Below are 18,182 nucleotides of genomic sequence, written 5' to 3' on the forward strand. Positions count from 1 at the left end.
TCAGTGGGGCGCTCCGGGCGAGGCGGTGGCAGGCTTCGGGGCGCGCCTCGCGAACCCCCCGCGGCGCAGCCCGGCAGCGCCGCCGCGTCACCCGCACGAAGGACGCGCCCCCGGGGCCCGACGCCGGCGGAAGTCCGCTGCCGGGCTGCGCCGTCCGCCCCCGCGCGTCGGCCCGGCCGGCGCGGCGCGCCCGTGTACGCCCGGTACGAGGGCGCCCGTCCGCCTTGCGACGCACGGCGCCAGACGCCGCGGCCCGGTCCGACGCGCGTGGTCGGGCAGGGCCTAGGCGAGAGCGACCAGGTCGGCGTACTCCGCGCCCCACAGGTCCTCGACGCCGTCGGGGAGCAGGATGATCCGCTCCGGCTGGAGCGCCTCCACCGCGCCCTCGTCGTGCGTCACCAGCACCACCGCGCCCGCGAAGGTGCGCAGCGCGCCGAGGATCTCCTCGCGGCTGGCCGGGTCGAGGTTGTTCGTCGGCTCGTCCAGCAGCAGCACGTTGGCCGAGGAGACCACGAGGGTGGCCAGGGCCAGCCGGGTCTTCTCGCCGCCGGAGAGCACCCCGGCCGGCTTGTCGACGTCGTCCCCGGAGAACAGGAACGAGCCGAGCACCTTGCGCACGTGCACCAGGTCCAGGTCGGGGGCGGAGGACCGCATGTTCTCCAGCACGGTGCGGTCCGGGTCGAGCGTCTCGTGCTCCTGCGCGTAGTAGCCGAGCTTGAGCCCGTGCCCGGGCACCACGCTGCCGGTGTCCGGCTCCTCAAGCCCCGCGAGCAGTCGCAGCAGCGTCGTCTTGCCCGCGCCGTTGAGGCCGAGGATGACCACTCGGGAGCCGCGGTCCACGGCGAGGCTCACGTCGGTGAAGATCTCCAGCGAGCCGTAGGACTTGGACAGCTCCTCGGCGGTCAGCGGGGTCTTGCCGCACGGCGCCGGATCGGGGAAGCGCAGCTTGGCGACCTTGTCCGCCTTCCGCTCGGCGTCCAGTCCGGTGAGCAGCCGCTCGGCGCGCCGGGCCATGTTCTGCGCGGCCACCGCTTTGGTGGCCTTGGCCCGCATCTTGTCGGCCTGGGAGTTGAGCGCGGCGGCCTTCTTCTCCGCGTTCGCGCGCTCGCGCCTGCGCCGCTTCTCGTCCGCCTCGCGCTGGGTGAGGTACTGCTTCCAGCCCATGTTGTACTGGTCGATCCGCGCGCGGTTGGCGTCCAGGTAGAACACCTTGTTCACGACCGTCTCGACCAGGTTGATGTCGTGGGAGATGACGACGAGGCCGCCGCGGTAGGTCTTGAGGAAGTCGCGCAGCCACACCACCGAGTCGGCGTCGAGGTGGTTGGTGGGCTCGTCCAGCAGCAGGATGTCGGCGTCCGAGAACAGGATGCGGGCCAGCTCCACGCGGCGGCGCTGACCGCCGGAGAGGGTGTGCAGCGGCTGGCCGAGCACCCGGTCGGGCAGTCCCAGGCTGGCGGCGATGGTGGCGGCCTCGGCCTCGGCGGCGTACCCGCCCTTGGTCAAGAACTCCGTCTCCAGGCGCTCGTACTTCTTCATCGCACGCTCGCGGGTGGCGCCCTGGCCACCTGCGATGCGGTCCTCGTTCTCGCGCATGCCGCGCAGCACGGTGTCCAGCCCGCGGGCGGACAGGATGCGGTCGCGGGCCAGCGTGTCGAGGTCGCCGGTGCGCGGGTCCTGCGGCAGATAGCCGACCTCGCCGCCGCGGCTGATGGTCCCGGCGGTCGGGACGGCCTCCCCGGCGAGGCACTTGGTCAGGGTGGTCTTGCCGGCGCCGTTGCGGCCGACGAGGCCGATGCGGTCGCCGCGGGCGATGCGGAAGCTGGCGGACTCGATGAGGACACGGGCGCCGGCCCGCAACTCAAGGCCGGAAACGGTGATCACGAGAGAACTCCTGGACGGGACGTACGTACGGGTCTGGTCGGTGGCGCGTGCGCGCTGCCACGGGCGGCCCGGCGCCGGGGACGGCTGGCGGGCACGCGGACGTACGCCGTCGCTAGTGCACGAGAGGAGTTGCCATGCCCGGCAGTCTACCGGCGCGCCGCAACCGCTTTTCCGCCCGGCGGCCGACGGCGCCCGCGCGCGGGCGGTGGCGTCCCGGGTCCGCCGCGCGCCCGGGGCGGGCGACCCCGGGCGCGCGGCCGGTCTCAGGCCCCGCCGGAGTGGACCTGGAACGCGGCGCGGCGGACGGTGCGGGCCAGCGCCGGGTCCGGGTGCGCGGCGGCCAGCGCCACGAGCACCTGCACGGTGCGGGGGTGGCCCGTCGCGCGGATCTCCTCCAGCAGCCGGGGAACGGACTCGTGCACGGCCGACGCCAGGTGGTCCACCAGGAGCTGCGCCTCGCCGTGGTCGGCGACGGCCGCGGCGGTGTCCACCCACAGCCAGGCGGCCTCCGCCCGGGTGAGGACGCCGGGCGCTCCCCCGGCCAGGTCCTCCGGGTCGGCGCCCTCGTGCTCGGCGAGCCACAGCAGCGCGTAGGGCCGCAGGGCCGGGTCGTCGGCCGCCGCGCGCACCGCGGGCTCGGCCGGGGCGCCGACGACGCGCAGCGCCTCGAAGGCCAGGGCCCGGATCAGCGCGTCCTCGCCGTGCGCGGCGTCCAGCAGCTCGGTGACCGCCGGGCCGGTGGGGCGGGCGGCGAGCCAGGCGCGGTACTCGTCCCGGGCGGGCCCGGGCGAGAGCCGGGCGCAGCCGCGCAGCATGTCGGCGGCCGACTGCTCGATGTTCCCGGCCGGGCTGAGGGCGGCCACGCAGATCTGCTCCAGCTTGGCCCACACGGCCCAGTCGCCCAGCGGGGTCAGGACGGCCTGGCCGGTGCGGCCGGGGTCGGCGCAGCGGGTCAGCGCGCCCACGGCGGCCAGTCCGTCCAGCGCCCAGCCCAGGAGCGTGCGCAGCTCCGGTTCGGCCGGGTCCGGGGCCCGCGCCCCGGCCGCGACGCGCTCGGTGCGCAGTTCGGCGATGCGCTGGGTCAGCAGCTCCAGCAGGGCCGCCTCGGTGACCGGGCCGGAGGTCAGGTGCATCACCGACAGCAACTGCGGCGCGGCGACCACCACGTCCCCGACCAGGGCGGGGTCGGCGTCTTCGGGGGCGGGGCAGGCCAGCGACCAGGCGTCGAAGAGCGCCACCCAGCCGCGCAGCACCGCGGAGTCGTCGCGGTCCCAGGCCCGCAGCCGCCAGCCCGCCGAGACGGCACCGGCGTGCAGCTCGACCAGCCCGGCGAGGCGGGCGCGGTCCCAGTGGACGACGATCTGCGGAGGCGGCATGCGCAGCGCGGCACCCGCGCGCCGTGGGTCGGCGGCCGGCGAGGTGCCGGTGGCGTCGGCCCAGCGGGCCAGGCGGACCGCGTCGCCGAGCGCGGCTCGGGCCTGCCGGGCCAGCCGCTCGCGCGGGGCCAGCCGGGCGGGCGGGCGGGGCGCCGGGCGGGCCCGGCGCACGGACACCGAGCGGCGTGCCGTGGCCACGGCCTGTGCGGGAACGATGCTCAGTCTGGTGTCTCGCGGGGTACGGGACGTCACGGGGGCAGTCTTCCTGGTGACCCCCGGAAAGCCCAAACCGTCACCGACTCCGCTCAGATGGGCGCGCCGACTGCCCAGCTCAGCGCGTCGCGGACCGGGCGGCGGCTCACACCAGCGGGGTGAGGAAACGGCGCAGGGACTCGTCGACGCCCATCGGGTCGGCGTTCCAGCACCCGGCGTGCCGGGCGTGCGGCACCTCGCGCACGCTGATCAGCCGGGGGCGGGCGTCGGCGTAAGCCAGGGAGGCGTCGTAGGAGGCCACGGTGTCGCCCGGGCCGTGCAGGAGCAGCGTCGGCGAGGCGAGCAGGGCGGGGTCGGCGGCCTCGTCCAGCCGCTCGGGACGCAGCCCGGCGCGGCCCTGCGCGGCGCGCACCGCGAGCGGCAGCAGCGGCCCCGGGGCGCGCCGGGCCGCAAGGGCGCGCAGGGTGCCGCGCCAGTCGAGGACGGGCGAGTCCAGCACCAGCCCGGCCACCTGGGCGCGCGCCGCCGAGCGCGCGGCGGCCAGCAGCGCGGCGGTGGCGCCGGTGGACCAGCCGAACAGGACGATGCGCTCGGCGCCGTGGCGCAGGGCGTACCGCATCGCGGCGTCCACGTCGCGCCACTCGTCGTCGCCGAGGTGGCCCAGCCCGTCCGGCGCGGGCGGTGCGCCCAGGTCACCGCGGCAGGCGACCGAGAGCACGGGGAACTGCATGCGGTGCAGCAGGGGCATCACCACCATCGGGTGGTCCCGGGTGGTGCCCAGGCCGTGCACGGCGACGACCCAGGTGTCGCGGGCCCCGGGCACGAACCAGGCGGGCAGCGGGCCCAGCTCGCCGGGCACGTCGACGTCGGAGCAGGGCAGGTCCAGTGACCCGTGCGGGCTGCCGGTGTACGCCTGCGGGGTGAGGCGGACGCGGCTGCCCGGCCGCAACTCGCCCTCGGTGACGCGGACCAGGCGCCGCACCACGGTGTCGGGGGTGCCGGGCTCCGGGCGCCGCCCGCCGCGGCCCTCCTGCGGGCCGGCCTCCAGCACGTTGCCCACCACGGCCCGCAGGCCGGGCCCGGTCAGTCCGTAGACGCCGGGGAGCTGGGAGACCAGCGAGCGGGTGAGCGTCACCTGGCCGGGACCCGTGGCGTGCACGGTCAGCGCGGGACCGTCGAAGCCGGGAGGCGCCTTTCCGGAGGGTTTCAGGGCTGCTCCAGCCGCGTACCGGCCGGCCGCGACGGCGGCCCCGGCACCCAGCACTGTGGTGGAGGCGGCCACGGCCGCCGCGGTTCGCGGGCGCATCCCGTCCAGTGTGCAAGGTCGCAGGCGGTGAGACCAGGGGGCCGCGCCGGGCGGGTGAGGCGGAGTCAGGCGCGGGTGCCGGGCGGGGCGTCCGCCGGCGGCTGGCCGTAGCCGCGCAGCCGCTCCGCCACCACCGCCAGCTCCGCCGGCGGCAGCACGGTCGGCGCGCGGCCGGGCACGGAGGCCGCCGCCAGCCACACCCGGCACATCCACTCGAGCTGCGCCGTGTGCGCGTACGCCTCCTCCAGACCGCGGCCGTGCACGACGGTGCCGTGGTTGCGCAGCAGGCAGCCGCTGCGGCCCCGCAGCGCCCGCACCGCGTGCCCGGCCAGCTCGGCACTGCCGTAGGTGGCGTAGGGCGCGACCCGCACCGGCCCGCCCAGGGCCGCGGCCATGTAGTGCACGGCGGGCAGCTCGTCCACCAGCGTGGAGACGGCCGTGGCGTGCACGGCGTGGGTGTGCACGACCGCGGTGGCGTCCGTGGCGCGGTAGACGGCCAGGTGCAGCGGCAGCTCGCTGGTGGGGGCCAGGCGGCCCCCGGCGCGGCGCCCGTCGAGGTGGACGGCGCACAGGTCGGCGTCGGTGAGGCGCTCGTACGGCACCCCGCTCGGTGTCACCAGCACCACGTCGCCGACGCGGGCGGAGACGTTGCCCGAGGTGCCCACGACCAGGCCGTCCGCGACGCTGCGGCGGGCGGTGGCGACCACCTCGCGCCAGGCGGCCAGCCAGGCGGCGGGCGGCGCCTGGCCGGCCGGCTCACCGGCCCGCCCCGCCCGGATCTCCTCCGGCGTGCTACTCGGCATGCGCCCTCCTCGCCCCGCGCGTCCCGTCGTGCGGGCCCCCAGCGGTCCCCGCGCCCCGGGCGCCCGGCCGAGCGCCCGGGCCCTGCTTACCAGGCCCGCCCCGCCCGAGCCCAGTCGCGGGGCGGCGCCCCGCGGTCCGCGCGGCGGGGCGGGGCGAGCGCACGGAGAGCACGGGGCGAGCACGGGGCGGAAAGCACACCCCTCGACCCGGCAGACGCCGCGACACGGGACGCGGGCCGGGAGCAGCGGCGCGGGCGCGGGACGCGAGCCGGGCGGCGGGGCGCGGGCCGGGGGAACACGGGCACGGGCGAGGCGACAGGCGCGGGGCGGGCGCACACGGGCACGGGCCGGGCGAACGCCGACGGGGGGTGGGACGGACGCGGAGGCGTGGGCTGGGCGGGGCGCAGGCGCGCAGGTCGTCCGCCTGCCGGGGCAGCCGGGCAAGTCGCTGGGCGCGGCCGAGGCAGAAGGTCTCGATACGGTATCGGCGCGCCGGTGGGCGCACCACCCCGCTCGCGGACGCACGCGGGTCCGGCAACCCTGTGCAACCCCCCTTCCCCGCCCCCTGAACTGAGGTGTGACCGGAGTCTCTACGCGCCCGCGAAGGCCGTGGTGACGCGGGCGCGTGAGGGTCCGCGCGAAGCCCGGCGAGGGGTGACACTCTGAAGCCCGTCACCGTTCACCTTCCGTTCACTCAGCGTCCTTACGTTCGCCGAGCTACCTGACCGCCAAACTGATTGCCGGGTAATGGAACACTTCACGCTGCTGATCGGGATCGTGATCGTCACGGCCCTGGTGTTCGACTTCACGAACGGGTTCCACGACACGGCCAACGCCATGGCCACCACCATCTCGACGGGGGCCATGAAGCCGAAGCCGGCGGTGGCCATGTCGGCGGTTCTCAACCTGGTCGGCGCGTTCCTCTCCGTCGAGGTCGCCACCACGATCTCGAAGGGCATCATCGACGAGGCGTCGGGCATCCGGCCCGAAGTGATCTTCGCCGGACTGGTGGGCGCGATCCTGTGGAACCTCCTCACCTGGCTGGGCGGCATCCCCTCCAGCTCCTCCATGGCCCTCATCGGCGGCCTGGTGGGCGCGACGGTGGCCGCGGTGGGCATCGGCGCCATCCACCTGGACGCGCTCATCGGCAAGATCATCCTCCCGGCGTTCGCGGCCCCGGTCGTGGCGGGCCTGGCCGCGCTGTTCGCCACGAAGCTGACCTACCGGCTCGCCCGCAAGGCCGACACCGAGCGCACCGGGAACGGCTACCGCGCCGGGCAGATCACCTCGGCCGCCCTGGTCTCCCTGGCCCACGGCACCAACGACGCGCAGAAGACCATGGGCGTGATGACGCTGGCGCTCATCACCGGCGGGGTCATCGCCCCGGACGCCGACCCGCCGCTGTGGGTCATCGCCTCCGCCGGTCTGGCCATCGCGCTCGGCACGTACCTGGGCGGCTGGCGCATCATCCGCACCATGGGCCGCGGCCTGACCGACATCCACCCGCCGCAGGGCTTCGCCGCGCAGACCAGCTCGGCCGTCACCATCCTGGCCTCCTCACACCTGGGCTTCTCGCTGTCCACCACGCAGGTCTGCTCCGGCTCCGTGATGGGCTCCGGCTACGGCCGCAAGGGCGGCGTCGTCCGCTGGAACACCGCCTACCGGATGTTCGCCGCCTGGGGCCTGACCATCCCGGCCGCCGGCCTGGTCGCCGCCGTCGCCGCGCTGCTGGCGCAGCAGGGCGACTGGGGCGTGACCGTCGTCGCCGTCCTCTTCATCGCCGCGAGCGCCGCGATCTGGGCCGCGTCCCGCCGCCAGGTGGTCGACCACACCAACGTCAACGACCCGGACGACGACGCGGGCCAGGCCGACGTGGTCACCGACGCGGTGCACTCCGTCAGCCCGCCCCCGGCCGGCGCGGTCGCCGCCACGGACCCGGCCGACGACGACCCGGCCAGGCAGCGCGCCGCCAGCACGGTCTGACCCTCCCGACCGCACCCCGCCCCCACGCACGCAAGGACGTACCGCGATGGACATCGACTGGGCAGCACTCGGCCAGGTCTTCGGCGTCAGCCTGCTGGCGACCGTCGCCCTGGTGGGCGTCTTCACCCTCGGCATCGTCGGCGGCTCCCGCAGGTCCGACGGCACCGCCGGCGTGGCCGCCAAGGCGGGCTCCTACCTCGCCTACGCGGTCTGCGCCGCGGCCGTCGCCTTCGGCATCTACACGATCGCCGCGTAGCACCCCCGCCGCGCCGCTCCCGGTGGCCCTCCGTGCGCGGTGACTTCCGTGCCCGGTGGCCTCCCGGCCCCGTGCCGGGTGGGCTTCCGTGTCACCGGGCCTCCCGCCGTCGCCGGGCGGCGGCTGCCGCCGGGTCGTCGCCGCGCTGCGCCGCCGTCGCGGGCCGCCGCCCCGGGTCCGCGCGGCGCGCCCGGGGCGGCGGCCGCTCCGGGCATCGGGTCCCGGCCTCGCGGGACACCGCGGGGCCCGCCTGTGGGACCCGCCACAGCTTTGCGGTCCCCGCTCTGGTGGACTCCGCGGATGACCTTCCCCCTGCTGGTGTTCGCCGGGCTCACCGGGCTCGTCACGGCCTTCGCCCTCGTCGGCTACGGCTTCGGCTCCCTCGGGCGGCACGGCCTCCGGCGCGCGGGCCGCGTGGTGTGGCTGCGCAGCACCGCCGCGCTGCTGGGCGCCGCCGCGGCGGCCCTGTACACCTGGGGCCTGCTCCTGGTCGGCGGCGCGGTCGTGGCGGCCGAGGACGGCGGCACGGGTTCGGCTCCGTTCCCGCCCTGCCTGACCCCCGGCCAGGAGCAGCGGGCGGCCGGCGTGACCGACTACCGCGTGGACTTCCTGCCCCTGCGCTTCGTCTGCGAGACGAGCACCGGCGACGCCTACGCCTCCGCCGCCGTCCCCGGGTACCTCAACCCGGCCGCGCTGGGCCTCGCGCTGGCCGCCACCGCCTGCGCCGGGAGCGCGGGCCGGACCTCCGGGCGCCGCCCCGGTGGGCTCCCCGCGGCGTGACCCCCGCCCGGGCACGGGCCCGGAGCCGGGGCCTACCTGTTGACGAGGTACATGAGGTACAGGGCCCCGGCGCAGTACGCGCCGACGAGCACGAACGCCCAGACGGGCGGCTTACGGTCTCCCATGCCACCTTCTTCCCGTTCTCGTGCACGGAGGTCCCCCGCCTCCGTCGCCCCGATGGTGACACCCCGTCGGCCGACGGGCCACCGCCGGGCGTGTGCAGACACGGGCCCGCCCGCCACGCCCTCCACGCCCACGCCGTCCTCGGCCGCCGGTGACCGGCCCGGCGGCGGGGCGGGCAGTGGCCCGGCGGTGGCCCGGTGGTGGAAGACGGGTCGCCGGGGCGGCCGGTGAGGCGCGGAAGCCGTGGGGACTCGCCGTGGGGCGTGTGAGTCTGGCAACTTCGCGCCGTCGCAGGTCAGGGCGGAGTTGACGGCCCCTGCCGGGCGTGGTGGACTGCCCGGTGCCATACGGCGGCAGGAGAGGAAGCCGGTGCGAGTCCGGCGCGGTCCCGCCACTGTCACCGGGGAGCACGCCCCCACCCGACGTCACGGCCCCACGGGGCTGGAAGGCAGGGGGAAGGTGCTGATCCGGGAGCCAGGAGACTCTCACCGCCGGTCACGTCGAGCCAGGGCGAGGACCCTGAGTGAGGACATACCGCCATGCCCGGCATTCCCCTGCCACCCGACACACCTGCGCCCATGACGCTCCGGGGTGCGACGGCCTGCTGACGACGCCATGGGCTTCTCCCTTTCCGGGGCCGCGCTGGGTTACCTGTGCGACGTCCTCGTCGGCGATCCGCGCCGTGGGCACCCCGTCGCCGCGTTCGGCCGGGCGGCCGGTGCCGCCGAGCGCCTGCTGTGGCGGGACGGTCGGGCGTCCGGCGTGCTGCACACCGCGCTGTGCGTCGGCGGGGTGGGCGCTGGCGCCGCCGCGCTGGGCCGGCTCGCGCGCCGGCTGCCCGCGCCGCGGGCCTGCGACGCCGCGCTGAGCGCCGCCGTCACCTGGTCCGCGCTCGGCGGCACCTCGCTCGCCCGCGAGGCCCGGGCGATCGGGGCCGCGCTGGCCCGCGGGGACGTCGCGGCCGCCCGCGCGCGGCTGCCGCACCTGTGCGGGCGGGACCCGCAGGGGCTGGACGCCGACGGCATCGCGCGGGCGGTGGTGGAGTCGGTCGCCGAGAACACCTCCGACGCCGTGGTGGGCGCCCTGGTGTGGGGCGGGCTCGCGGGCGTGCCGGGGGTGGCCGCGTTCCGGGCCGTCAACACGCTGGACGCCATGGTGGGCCACCGTTCACCGCGCTACCGGCGCTTCGGCTGGGCCGCCGCCCGGCTGGACGACGTCGCCGGGTGGCCGGGGTCGCGGCTGACCGCCGCGCTCGCCGTGCTGTGCGGCCCCGACCCGGCCGCCGCCCGCGCGGCCTGGCGGGCCGACGCGCGCCGCCACCCCTCCCCCAACGCGGGCCCGGTGGAGGCCGCGTTCGCGGGCGCGCTCGGCGTCCGGCTCGGCGGCACCCTGGCCTACGGCGGCCGAGTGGAGCACCGGCCCGTGCTGAACGGCGCCGGGCGTGCGGTCGCGGTGGCGGACGTCGAGCGGGCGGTGCGGCTCTCCCGGCGCGTGGGCGCCCTCGCACTGGGCGCCGCGCTGGCCGCGCACGCGGCGGGCCGGGCGGCCGGGCGGGCGGCGAGCCGGGCCGGGCAGCGGCCGGCGCACCAGAGGGCGGACCGGGCGAGGAGGCGACATGGCGGGCGGTGAGCGGCCCGGTGGTGCGCTGCTGGTGGCGGGCACCACCTCGGACGCGGGCAAGAGCGTCGTCACGGCGGGCATCTGCCGCTGGCTGGCACGGCGCGGGGTGAAGGTCGCGCCGTTCAAGGCGCAGAACATGTCCCTGAACTCCTTCGTCACCCGGGAGGGCGCGGAGATCGGGCGGGCGCAGGCCATGCAGGCCGCCGCCGCCCGGGTGGAGCCGAGCGCGCTGATGAACCCGGTGCTGCTCAAGCCCGGTGGCGACCGCACGAGCCAGGTGGTGCTGCTGGGCCGGCCGGTGGGCGAGATGAGCGCGCGCGGCTACCACGGCGGGCGCGGCGCCGAGCTGCTGGGCACCGTCACCGACTGCCTCGCCGAGCTGCGGCGCGGCCACGACGCGGTGATCTGCGAGGGCGCGGGCAGCCCGGCCGAGATCAACCTGCGCCGCACCGACATCGTCAACATGGCGCTCGCCCGGGCGGCCCGGATGCCGGTGGTCGTCGTCGGGGACATCGACCGGGGCGGGGTGTTCGCGTCGTTCTTCGGCACCACGGCCCTGCTGTCGGCCGCCGACCAGGCGCTGGTGGCCGGGTACGTGGTGAACAAGTTCCGCGGGGACGTCTCGCTCCTGGAGCCGGGCCTGGAGATGCTGGGACGGCTCACCGGGCGGCCGACGCTGGGCGTGCTGCCGCACCGGCACGGGCTGGGCATCGACGAGGAGGACGGTCTGCGGGTCTCGCTGCGCGGCACCGTGCGCGAGTCGGCCACCGCGCCACCGCACGGCGCCGAGGTGCTGCGGGTGGTGGTGCTCCCGGTGCCGCTGATGTCGAACTTCACCGACATCGACGCGCTGGCCGCCGAGCCCGGGGTGCTCGTGCGCTTCGGCGACCGTCCCGAGGAGCTGGCCGACGCCGACCTGGTCGTCGTCCCCGGCACCCGCGGCACCGTCGGCGCGCTGCGCTGGCTGCACGCGCGCGGGCTGGCCGCCGAGCTGGCCCGGCGCGCCGCCGCCGGACGACCCGTGCTGGGCCTGTGCGGCGGCTTCCAACTGCTGGGCGAGCGCATCGAGGACGACGTCGAGTCGCGGGCCGGGGTGGTGGACGGCCTCGGGCTGCTGCCGGTGCGCGTGCGCTTCCACCGCGACAAGACCCTCGCCCGGCCGTCCGGGCGGGCGCTGGGCGAGCCGGTGACGGGCTACGAGATCCACCACGGGGTCGCCGAGGTGCTGGGCGGCGAGGCGTTCCTGGACGGCTGCCGGGTGGGCGCGGTGTGGGGCACCCACTGGCACGGCTCGCTGGAGAGCGACGCCTTCCGCCGCGCGTTCCTGCGCCGCGTCGCCGCCGACGCGGGCCGCGCTTTCGTGCCCGCTCCGGACACCGCCTTCGCCGACCTGCGGGAAGAACAGCTCGACCGGCTGGGCGACCTGATCGAAGAACATGCCGACACCGCGGCCCTGCTGCGACTCATCGAGGACGGCGCCCCGGCGGGGCTGCCGTTCGTACCGCCGGGAGCACCCTCATGAGCACCGTACTGCTGCTGTCCACCGCCGACACCGACCTGCTGGCGGCGCGCGCGTCCGGCGCGTCCTACCGCATCGCCAACCCCACCCGCGTCGACGCCGCCGAGGACCTGCCCGCGCTGCTGGAGGGCGCCGACGTCGCCGTCGTGCGGCTGCTGGGCGGCAAGCGGGCCTGGGAGGAGGGGCTGGCCGCGCTGCGCCGGGCGGGCGTGCCCACCGTGCTGCTGGGCGGCGAGTCCGTGCCGGACGCGGAGCTGATGGCCGAGTCCAGCGTGCCCGCGGGCGTGGTGGCCGAGGCGCTGCGCTACCTGGTCGAGGGCGGCCCGGGCAACCTCGCGGAGCTGGCCCGCTTCCTGTCCGACACCGTGCTGCTGACCGGCGAGGGGTTCGCGCCGCCCGCGTCGATGCCCGAGTACGGGGTGCGCGGGGAGCGGCGCCGCGAGCCGGGCCGGCCCACCGTGGGCGTGCTGTTCTACCGGGCCCACCAGCTCTCCGGCAACACCGCGTTCGTTGACGCGCTGTGCGAGGCGATCGAGGAGCGCGGCGGCAACGCGCTGCCGGTGTTCTGCGGTTCGCTGCGCGGCGCCGACCCGGGGCTGTACGAGCTGCTGGGCGGCGTGGACGCGCTGGTGACCACCGTGCTCGCGGCCGGCGGCACCCGGGCGTCGGACGCCAGCGCGGGCGGCGACGACGAGACGTGGGACATCGGCGCCCTGGCCGAGCTGGACGTGCCGCTGCTGCAGGGGCTGTGCCTGACGACGTCGCGCAAGGCGTGGGAGGAGTCCGACGCGGCGCTCTCCCCCATGGACGCGGCGATGCAGGTGGCCATCCCGGAGTTCGACGGACGCGTCGTCACCGTGCCGTTCTCCTTCAAGGAGGAGGGCCCCGACGGCATCCCGCTGTACGTGGCGGACGCCGAGCGGGCCCGCCGGGTCGCCGGGATCGCGGTGCGGCACGCCGCGCTGCGGCACCGGCCGAACGCCGAGAAGAAGCTGGGGCTGGTCTTCACCGCCTACCCGACCAAGCACTCGCGCGTGGGCAACGCGGTGGGCCTGGACACCCCGGCGTCGGCGGTGCGGCTGCTGGACGCGCTGCGGGAGGCCGGGTACGCGGTCGACGGCTACCCGGCGGAGGGGGACGAGCTGATCCACCGGCTGATCCACGCGGGCGGCCACGACGTCGAGTGGCTGACGCAGGAGCAGCTCGCGGCGGCGCCGGCGCGGGTGCCGCTGGCGGACTACCGAGAGTGGTTCGCCACGCTCGACCCGGGGCTGCGCGAGGCGATGCTGGAGCACTGGGGCGAGCCGCCGGGCTCGCTGTACGTGGACGGCGACGACATCGTCCTGGCCTCCCTGGAGTTCGGCAACGTCGTGGTGATGATCCAGCCGCCGCGCGGCTTCGGGGAGAACCCCATCGCCATCTACCACGACCCCGACATGCCGCCCTCGCACCACTACCTGGCCGCCTACCGCTGGCTGGAGCAGACCTGGGGCGCGGACGCGGTGGTGCACCTGGGCAAGCACGGCACCATGGAGTGGCTGCCGGGCAAGGGGCTCGGCCTGTCCGCCGGCTGCGCGCCCGACGCGGTCCTGGGCGACCTGCCGCTGGTCTACCCCTTCATCGTCAACGACCCGGGCGAGGGCACCCAGGCCAAGCGGCGCGGTCACGCCACCGTCGTGGACCACCTGGTGCCGCCGATGGCGCGCGCCGACTCCTACGGCGACCTGGCCAAGCTGGAGCAGTTGCTCGACGAGTACGCCCTCGTGTGCGACCTGGACCCGGCCAAGGCACCGGCCGTGCGCGGCCAGATCTGGACGCTGGTGCGGGCCGCCGAGCTCCACCACGACCTGCACGTGGACGAGCAGCCGGACGAGGACGAGTTCGACGACTTCGTCATGCACATCGACGGCTGGCTGTGCGAGATCAAGGACGTGCAGATCCGCGACGGGCTGCACGTCCTGGGCGGCGCGCCGACCGGCGAGCCCCGGGTCAACCTGGCGCTGGCGGTGCTGCGCTCGGCGCAGGTGTGGGGCGGCGTCGGCGGCGCCCTGCCGGGGCTGCGGGCGGCGCTGGCCGCCCACTTCGGGCTGCACGAGCAGACGCTGCTGGCCGAGCCGGGCGCGCGCGTGGCGGTGCCCGCGGCGCTGACGGCGCTGGCCGACGGCCCGGCGCGCACGGCGTCCGACGCGATCGACCTGCTGGAGCACCTGGCGCGGCGGCTGGCCGAGGCGATGGAGGCGGCCGACTGGGCACCGGGCAGCGCCGCGGCCACCGTGCGGGACGTGCTCGGCGCCGACGTGCGCGACGCGGTGCGGGTGCTGGAGTTCGCGGGCGAGGAGGTCGCCCCCCGGCTGGCGCGGACGACCGACGAGATCGGCAACGTGCTGCACGCGCTGCGGGGCGGCTACGTCCCGGCCGGCCCGTCCGGCTCCCCGACGCGCGGGCTGGTCAACGTGCTGCCCACGGGCCGCAACTTCTACTCCGTGGACCCCAAGGCGATCCCGTCGAAGCTGTCGTGGGAGGTGGGCACGGCGCTCGCGGACTCCCTGCTGGCCCGGCACCTCGCGGACCAGGGCCACTACCCGAGGTCGGTGGGCCTGACGGTGTGGGGCACCTCGTGCATGCGCACGCAGGGCGACGACATCGCCGAGATCCTGGCCCTGCTGGGCTGCCGCCCGGTGTGGGACGACGCCTCGCGCCGGGTGACCGGCTTCGAGGTCGTGCCGCTGGAGGAGCTGGGGCGGCCGCGCATCGACGTCACCGTGCGCATCTCCGGCTTCTTCCGCGACGCGTTCCCGCACGTGGTGGGGCTGGTGGACGACGCGGTGCGCGCGGTCGCGGAGCTGGACGAGCCCGCGGAGTCCAACTACGTGCGCGCCCACGCCGACGCGGACACCGCCGAGCACGGCGACCGGCGCCGGGCCACGGCCCGCGTCTTCGGCTCCAAGCCGGGCGCGTACGGCGCCGGTCTGCTGCCGCTGATCGACGCCCGCAACTGGCGCTCGGACGCCGATCTGGCCGAGGTGTACGCGGTGTGGGGCGGTTACGCCTACGGCCGCGGGCTGGACGGCCGTCCGGCGCGCGGCGACATGGAGGCGGCGTTCCGGCGCATCCAGGTGGCGGCCAAGAACGTGGACACCCGCGAGCACGACCTGGTGGACGCCGACGACTACTTCCAGTACCACGGCGGCATGGTGGCCATGGTGCGCCACCTGACGGGCGACTCCCCGCAGGCGTACGTGGGCGACAGCGCGGTGCCCGAGCAGGTCAAGACGCGCACGCTCGGGGAGGAGACGCACCGCGTCTTCCGCGCCCGGGTGGTCAACCCGCGCTGGATGGCCGCGATGCGGCGGCACGGCTACAAGGGCGCCTTCGAGATGGCCGCCACCGTGGACTACCTGTTCGGCTACGACGCCACGGCGGGCGTCGTGGACGACTGGATGTACGAGAAGCTGGCCGCCGAGTACGTCTTCGACGCCGAGAACCGGGACTTCATGAAGAAGTCCAACCCCTGGGCGCTGCGCGGCATCACCGAGCGCCTGCTGGAAGCCGCCGACCGCGAGCTGTGGGCGGAGCCGGACGCGCAGACCCTGGACCGGCTGCGCCAGACCTACCTCGAACTCGAAGGTGACCTGGAAGGAGACGACGCATGAGCACTCCGTACCCGTTCACCGGCATCGTCGGCATGGACGACCTGCGGCTCGGGCTGCTGCTGAACGCCGTGTCACCCGCGATCGGCGGGGTGCTCGTGCGCGGCGAGAAGGGCACCGCCAAGTCGACGGCGGTCCGGGCGCTGGCGGCGCTGCTGCCGGAGCTGGAGGTCGTGCGCGGCTGCCGGTTCTCCTGCGACCCGGCCGCGCCCGACCCCGCCTGCCCCGACGGGCCGCACGAGGCGGACGCCGGGCAGCGGCGGCCCGCGCGCATGGTGGAGCTGCCGGTGGGCGCCTCCGAGGACCGGCTGGTGGGCGCGCTGGACATCGAGCGGGCGCTCGCGGAGGGCGTGAAGGCCTTCGAGCCGGGCCTGCTGGCGGACGCGCACCGCGGCGTGCTGTACGTGGACGAGGTGAACCTGCTGCACGACCACCTCGTGGACCTGCTGCTGGACGCCGCCGCCATGGGCGCCTCCTACGTCGAACGCGAGGGCGTCTCGGTGCGGCACGCCGCGCGGTTCCTGCTCGTGGGCACGATGAACCCCGAGGAGGGCGAGCTGCGCCCGCAGTTGCTGGACCGCTTCGGGCTCACCGTGGAGGTGGCCGCCTCCCGGGAGACCGAGGAGCGCGTGGAGGTGGTGCGGCGCCGGCTGGCCTACGACGCCGACCCGGCCGCCTTCGCCGCGCGCTGGGCCGCCGAGGAGCGCGCGCTGCGCGAGCGCGTCGCCGCGGCCCGCGCGCTGCTGCCGCACGTCGTGCTGGGTGACGCCGCGCTGCGGCAGATCGCCGCGACCTGTGCCGCGTTCGAGGTGGACGGCATGCGGGCGGACATCGTGATGGCCCGCACCGCCACCGCGCTGGCCGCCTGGGCGAACCGCACCGACGTGCTGGCCGAGGACGTGCGCCAGGCGGCGCTGCTGGCCCTCCCCCACCGCAGGCGCCGCAATCCCTTCGACGCGCCGGGGCTGGACGAGGACAAGCTCGACCAGACCCTGGAGCAGCACGGCGGCGCCGACGACGACCCGGACCCCGACGGCCCGGACGGCGGCCCGGGGGGCAGCCCGGACGACGGTTCGGACGGCGGCCCGGACGGCGGCCCGGACGACGGTGGCCCCGGCGACGGCGGTCCGGACGGGGGCGGGCAGCCGCCGGGCGGCGACGACCGGGCGCAGGACGCCCCCCGACCGCCGGCGCGGCAGCCGCACGGCGACCAGGAGGAGCAGGGCGCCCACGGCGGCGCGGGCGAGCGCGCCCCGGCCCCGGCCGCCGAGCCGTTCGCGGCGCGCACCCTGTCCGTGCCGGGCGTCGGCGAGGGCGCGGCCGGACGGCGCTCGCGGGCCCGCACCGCGCAGGGCCGCACCACCGGCGCCCGCCGCCCGCACGGGGCGCTGGGGAAGCTGCACCTGGCCGCGACCGTGCAGGCCGCGGCGCCGCACCAGCGGGCCAGGGGCCGCCGCGGCACCGGGCTGCTCGTGCGGCGCGACGATCTGCGCGAGGCGGTGCGCGAGGGCCGGGAGTCCAACCTGGTGCTGTTCGTGGTGGACGCCTCCGGTTCGATGGCGGCCCGGCAGCGGATGAGCGCGGTCAAGGGCGCCGTGCTGTCCCTGCTGCTGGACGCCTACCAGCGCCGCGACAAGGTGGGCATGGTCACCTTCAGGGGCGCGGACGCCGAGGTGGCGCTGCCGCCGACGTCGTCGGTGGACGCGGCCGCCGCCCGCCTGGAGTCGCTGCCCACCGGGGGCCGCACCCCGCTGGCCGCCGGGCTGCTGCGCGCCCGCGAGGTGCTGCGCGTGGAGCGCCTGCGCGACCCGGCGCGCCGTCCGCTGCTCGTGGCCGTCACCGACGGCCGGGCCACCGGCGGGCCGGAGCCCGTGGCGCGGGCGCAGCGGGCCGGCGGGCTGCTGGCGGCGGAGGGCACGGCCTCGGTCGTGGTGGACTGCGAGTCCGGGCCGGTGCGGCTCGGGCTGGCCGCCGAACTCGCCCGGGCCCTGGGGGGCCCGGCGGTGACGTTGCGGGAGTTGCGCGCGGACGCGGTGTCCGCGCTGGTCGAGGATGTGCGGAGGGCTGCGTAATGCCGCAGGGCAAACCGAGTGTGGTGCCCGACGACGGGCTGACGACGCGGCAGCGGCGGAACCGCCCGCTGGTCGCGGTGCACACCGGCGTGGGCAAGGGCAAGTCGACGGCGGCGTTCGGGCTGGCGCTGCGGGCGTGGAACCAGGGCTGGCCGATCGGGGTGTTCCAGTTCGTCAAGTCGGCGAAGTGGAAGGTCGGCGAGGAGCGCGCGCTGCGGGTGCTGGGGGCCTCCGGCGAGGGCGGCACCGTGGCCTGGCACAAGATGGGCGAGGGCTGGTCGTGGGTGCAGCGCTCCCTGGAGACCAGTGAGGAGGCCGCGCGCGAGGGCTGGGAGCAGGTCAAGCGCGACCTGGCCGCCGAGACCTACCGGCTGTACGTGCTGGACGAGTTCGCCTACCCGATGCACTGGGGCTGGGTGGACACCGCCGAGGTCGTCTCCGTGCTGCGGGAGCGCCCGGGCAGCCAGCACGTCGTCATCACCGGGCGCAACGCGCCGGCCGAGCTGGTCGACGCGGCCGACCTGGTGACGGAGATGGGCAAGGTCAAGCACCCGATGGACGCCGGCCAAAAGGGCCAGCGGGGCATCGAGTGGTGATCGC

Annotated in this window: 12 protein-coding genes and 1 riboswitch; of the genes, 8 read left to right on the forward strand and 4 right to left on the reverse strand. The window is 76.6% G+C overall.

From position 1 onward, the window contains the following. Positions 1-282 precede the first annotated feature (282 nt). The 4 genes from OSB71_RS21025 to OSB71_RS21040 form a co-directional block, all read right to left on the reverse strand. Complete coding sequence (locus OSB71_RS21025) at positions 283-1,881, reverse strand: ABC-F family ATP-binding cassette domain-containing protein (RefSeq protein ID WP_265950286.1); 1,599 nt, start codon at positions 1,879-1,881, stop codon at positions 283-285. Positions 1,882-2,144: 263 nt separating this feature from the next. Then, on the reverse strand, positions 2,145-3,509 hold the full coding sequence (locus OSB71_RS21030) for a hypothetical protein (RefSeq protein ID WP_265950287.1): 1,365 nt from the start codon (positions 3,507-3,509) through the stop codon (positions 2,145-2,147). A gap of 106 nt (positions 3,510-3,615) precedes the next feature. Continuing rightward, positions 3,616-4,776, reverse strand: a complete 1,161-nt coding sequence (locus OSB71_RS21035; protein WP_265950289.1) for an alpha/beta hydrolase family protein — start codon at positions 4,774-4,776, stop codon at positions 3,616-3,618. 65 nt (positions 4,777-4,841) lie between these two features. Then, positions 4,842-5,579 carry a class II aldolase/adducin family protein gene (locus OSB71_RS21040; RefSeq protein ID WP_265950290.1) on the reverse strand — a complete coding sequence of 246 codons (738 nt, stop codon included), beginning with the start codon at positions 5,577-5,579 and terminating at the stop codon, positions 4,842-4,844. A 747-nt stretch (positions 5,580-6,326) separates the two neighbouring features. Between OSB71_RS21040 and OSB71_RS21045 the strand changes: the two genes are divergently transcribed. From OSB71_RS21045 to cobO, 8 genes are all read left to right on the forward strand, one after another. After that, a complete protein-coding gene (locus tag OSB71_RS21045; RefSeq protein WP_265950292.1) occupies positions 6,327-7,562 on the forward strand; it encodes an inorganic phosphate transporter in 1,236 nt (411 codons plus the stop codon). Between the two features lie 46 nt (positions 7,563-7,608). Beyond that, positions 7,609-7,818 carry a hypothetical protein gene (locus OSB71_RS21050; protein ID WP_265950294.1) on the forward strand — a complete coding sequence of 70 codons (210 nt, stop codon included), beginning with the start codon at positions 7,609-7,611 and terminating at the stop codon, positions 7,816-7,818. A gap of 300 nt (positions 7,819-8,118) precedes the next feature. After that, a complete protein-coding gene (locus OSB71_RS21055; protein ID WP_265950295.1) occupies positions 8,119-8,598 on the forward strand; it encodes a hypothetical protein in 480 nt (159 codons plus the stop codon). A gap of 483 nt (positions 8,599-9,081) precedes the next feature. Then, positions 9,082-9,205: riboswitch (cobalamin riboswitch) on the forward strand. A gap of 131 nt (positions 9,206-9,336) precedes the next feature. Beyond that, positions 9,337-10,350 (forward strand): cobalamin biosynthesis protein, encoded by a 1,014-nt coding sequence (locus OSB71_RS21060; RefSeq protein ID WP_265950328.1) that lies wholly within the window; start codon positions 9,337-9,339, stop codon positions 10,348-10,350. Further along, entirely contained in the window at positions 10,337-11,863 is a 1,527-nt protein-coding gene (locus OSB71_RS21065) for a cobyric acid synthase (protein WP_265950297.1), read from the forward strand. The genes OSB71_RS21060 and OSB71_RS21065 overlap by 14 nt, the downstream gene beginning before the upstream one ends. Continuing rightward, on the forward strand, positions 11,860-15,513 hold the full coding sequence (gene cobN, locus OSB71_RS21070) for a cobaltochelatase subunit CobN (RefSeq protein WP_265950299.1): 3,654 nt from the start codon (positions 11,860-11,862) through the stop codon (positions 15,511-15,513). Before OSB71_RS21065 ends, cobN begins: the two co-directional genes overlap by 4 nt. Then, entirely contained in the window at positions 15,510-17,582 is a 2,073-nt protein-coding gene (locus OSB71_RS21075; RefSeq protein WP_265950301.1) for a putative cobaltochelatase, read from the forward strand. Before cobN ends, OSB71_RS21075 begins: the two co-directional genes overlap by 4 nt. Further along, the gene (gene cobO / locus OSB71_RS21080) at positions 17,582-18,178 is read left to right on the forward strand and encodes a cob(I)yrinic acid a,c-diamide adenosyltransferase (RefSeq protein ID WP_265950302.1); all 597 of its coding nucleotides are present in this window, start codon (positions 17,582-17,584) and stop codon (positions 18,176-18,178) included. The genes OSB71_RS21075 and cobO overlap by 1 nt, the downstream gene beginning before the upstream one ends. The last annotated feature ends 4 nt before the right edge of the window (positions 18,179-18,182 follow it).

It is taken from the genome of Streptomyces marinisediminis (genome assembly GCF_026262575.1).
GTDB classification, from domain to species: Bacteria; Actinomycetota; Actinomycetes; order Streptomycetales; family Streptomycetaceae; genus Streptomyces; species Streptomyces marinisediminis.

Bases quoted from the DNA above. Each gene is read 5' to 3' on its own strand.
- OSB71_RS21035 (WP_265950289.1), bottom strand. From the start codon at position 4,776: ATGCGCCCGCGAACCGCGGCGGCCGTGGCCGCCTCCACCACAGTGCTG.
- OSB71_RS21040 (WP_265950290.1), bottom strand. From the start codon at position 5,579: ATGCCGAGTAGCACGCCGGAGGAGATCCGGGCGGGGCGGGCCGGTGAG.
- OSB71_RS21045 (WP_265950292.1), top strand. From the start codon at position 6,327: ATGGAACACTTCACGCTGCTGATCGGGATCGTGATCGTCACGGCCCTG.
- OSB71_RS21050 (WP_265950294.1), top strand. From the start codon at position 7,609: ATGGACATCGACTGGGCAGCACTCGGCCAGGTCTTCGGCGTCAGCCTG.
- OSB71_RS21055 (WP_265950295.1), top strand. From the start codon at position 8,119: ATGACCTTCCCCCTGCTGGTGTTCGCCGGGCTCACCGGGCTCGTCACG.
- OSB71_RS21060 (WP_265950328.1), top strand. From the start codon at position 9,337: ATGGGCTTCTCCCTTTCCGGGGCCGCGCTGGGTTACCTGTGCGACGTC.
- OSB71_RS21065 (WP_265950297.1), top strand. From the start codon at position 10,337: ATGGCGGGCGGTGAGCGGCCCGGTGGTGCGCTGCTGGTGGCGGGCACC.
- cobN (WP_265950299.1), top strand. From the start codon at position 11,860: ATGAGCACCGTACTGCTGCTGTCCACCGCCGACACCGACCTGCTGGCG.
- OSB71_RS21075 (WP_265950301.1), top strand. From the start codon at position 15,510: ATGAGCACTCCGTACCCGTTCACCGGCATCGTCGGCATGGACGACCTG.
- cobO (WP_265950302.1), top strand. From the start codon at position 17,582: ATGCCGCAGGGCAAACCGAGTGTGGTGCCCGACGACGGGCTGACGACG.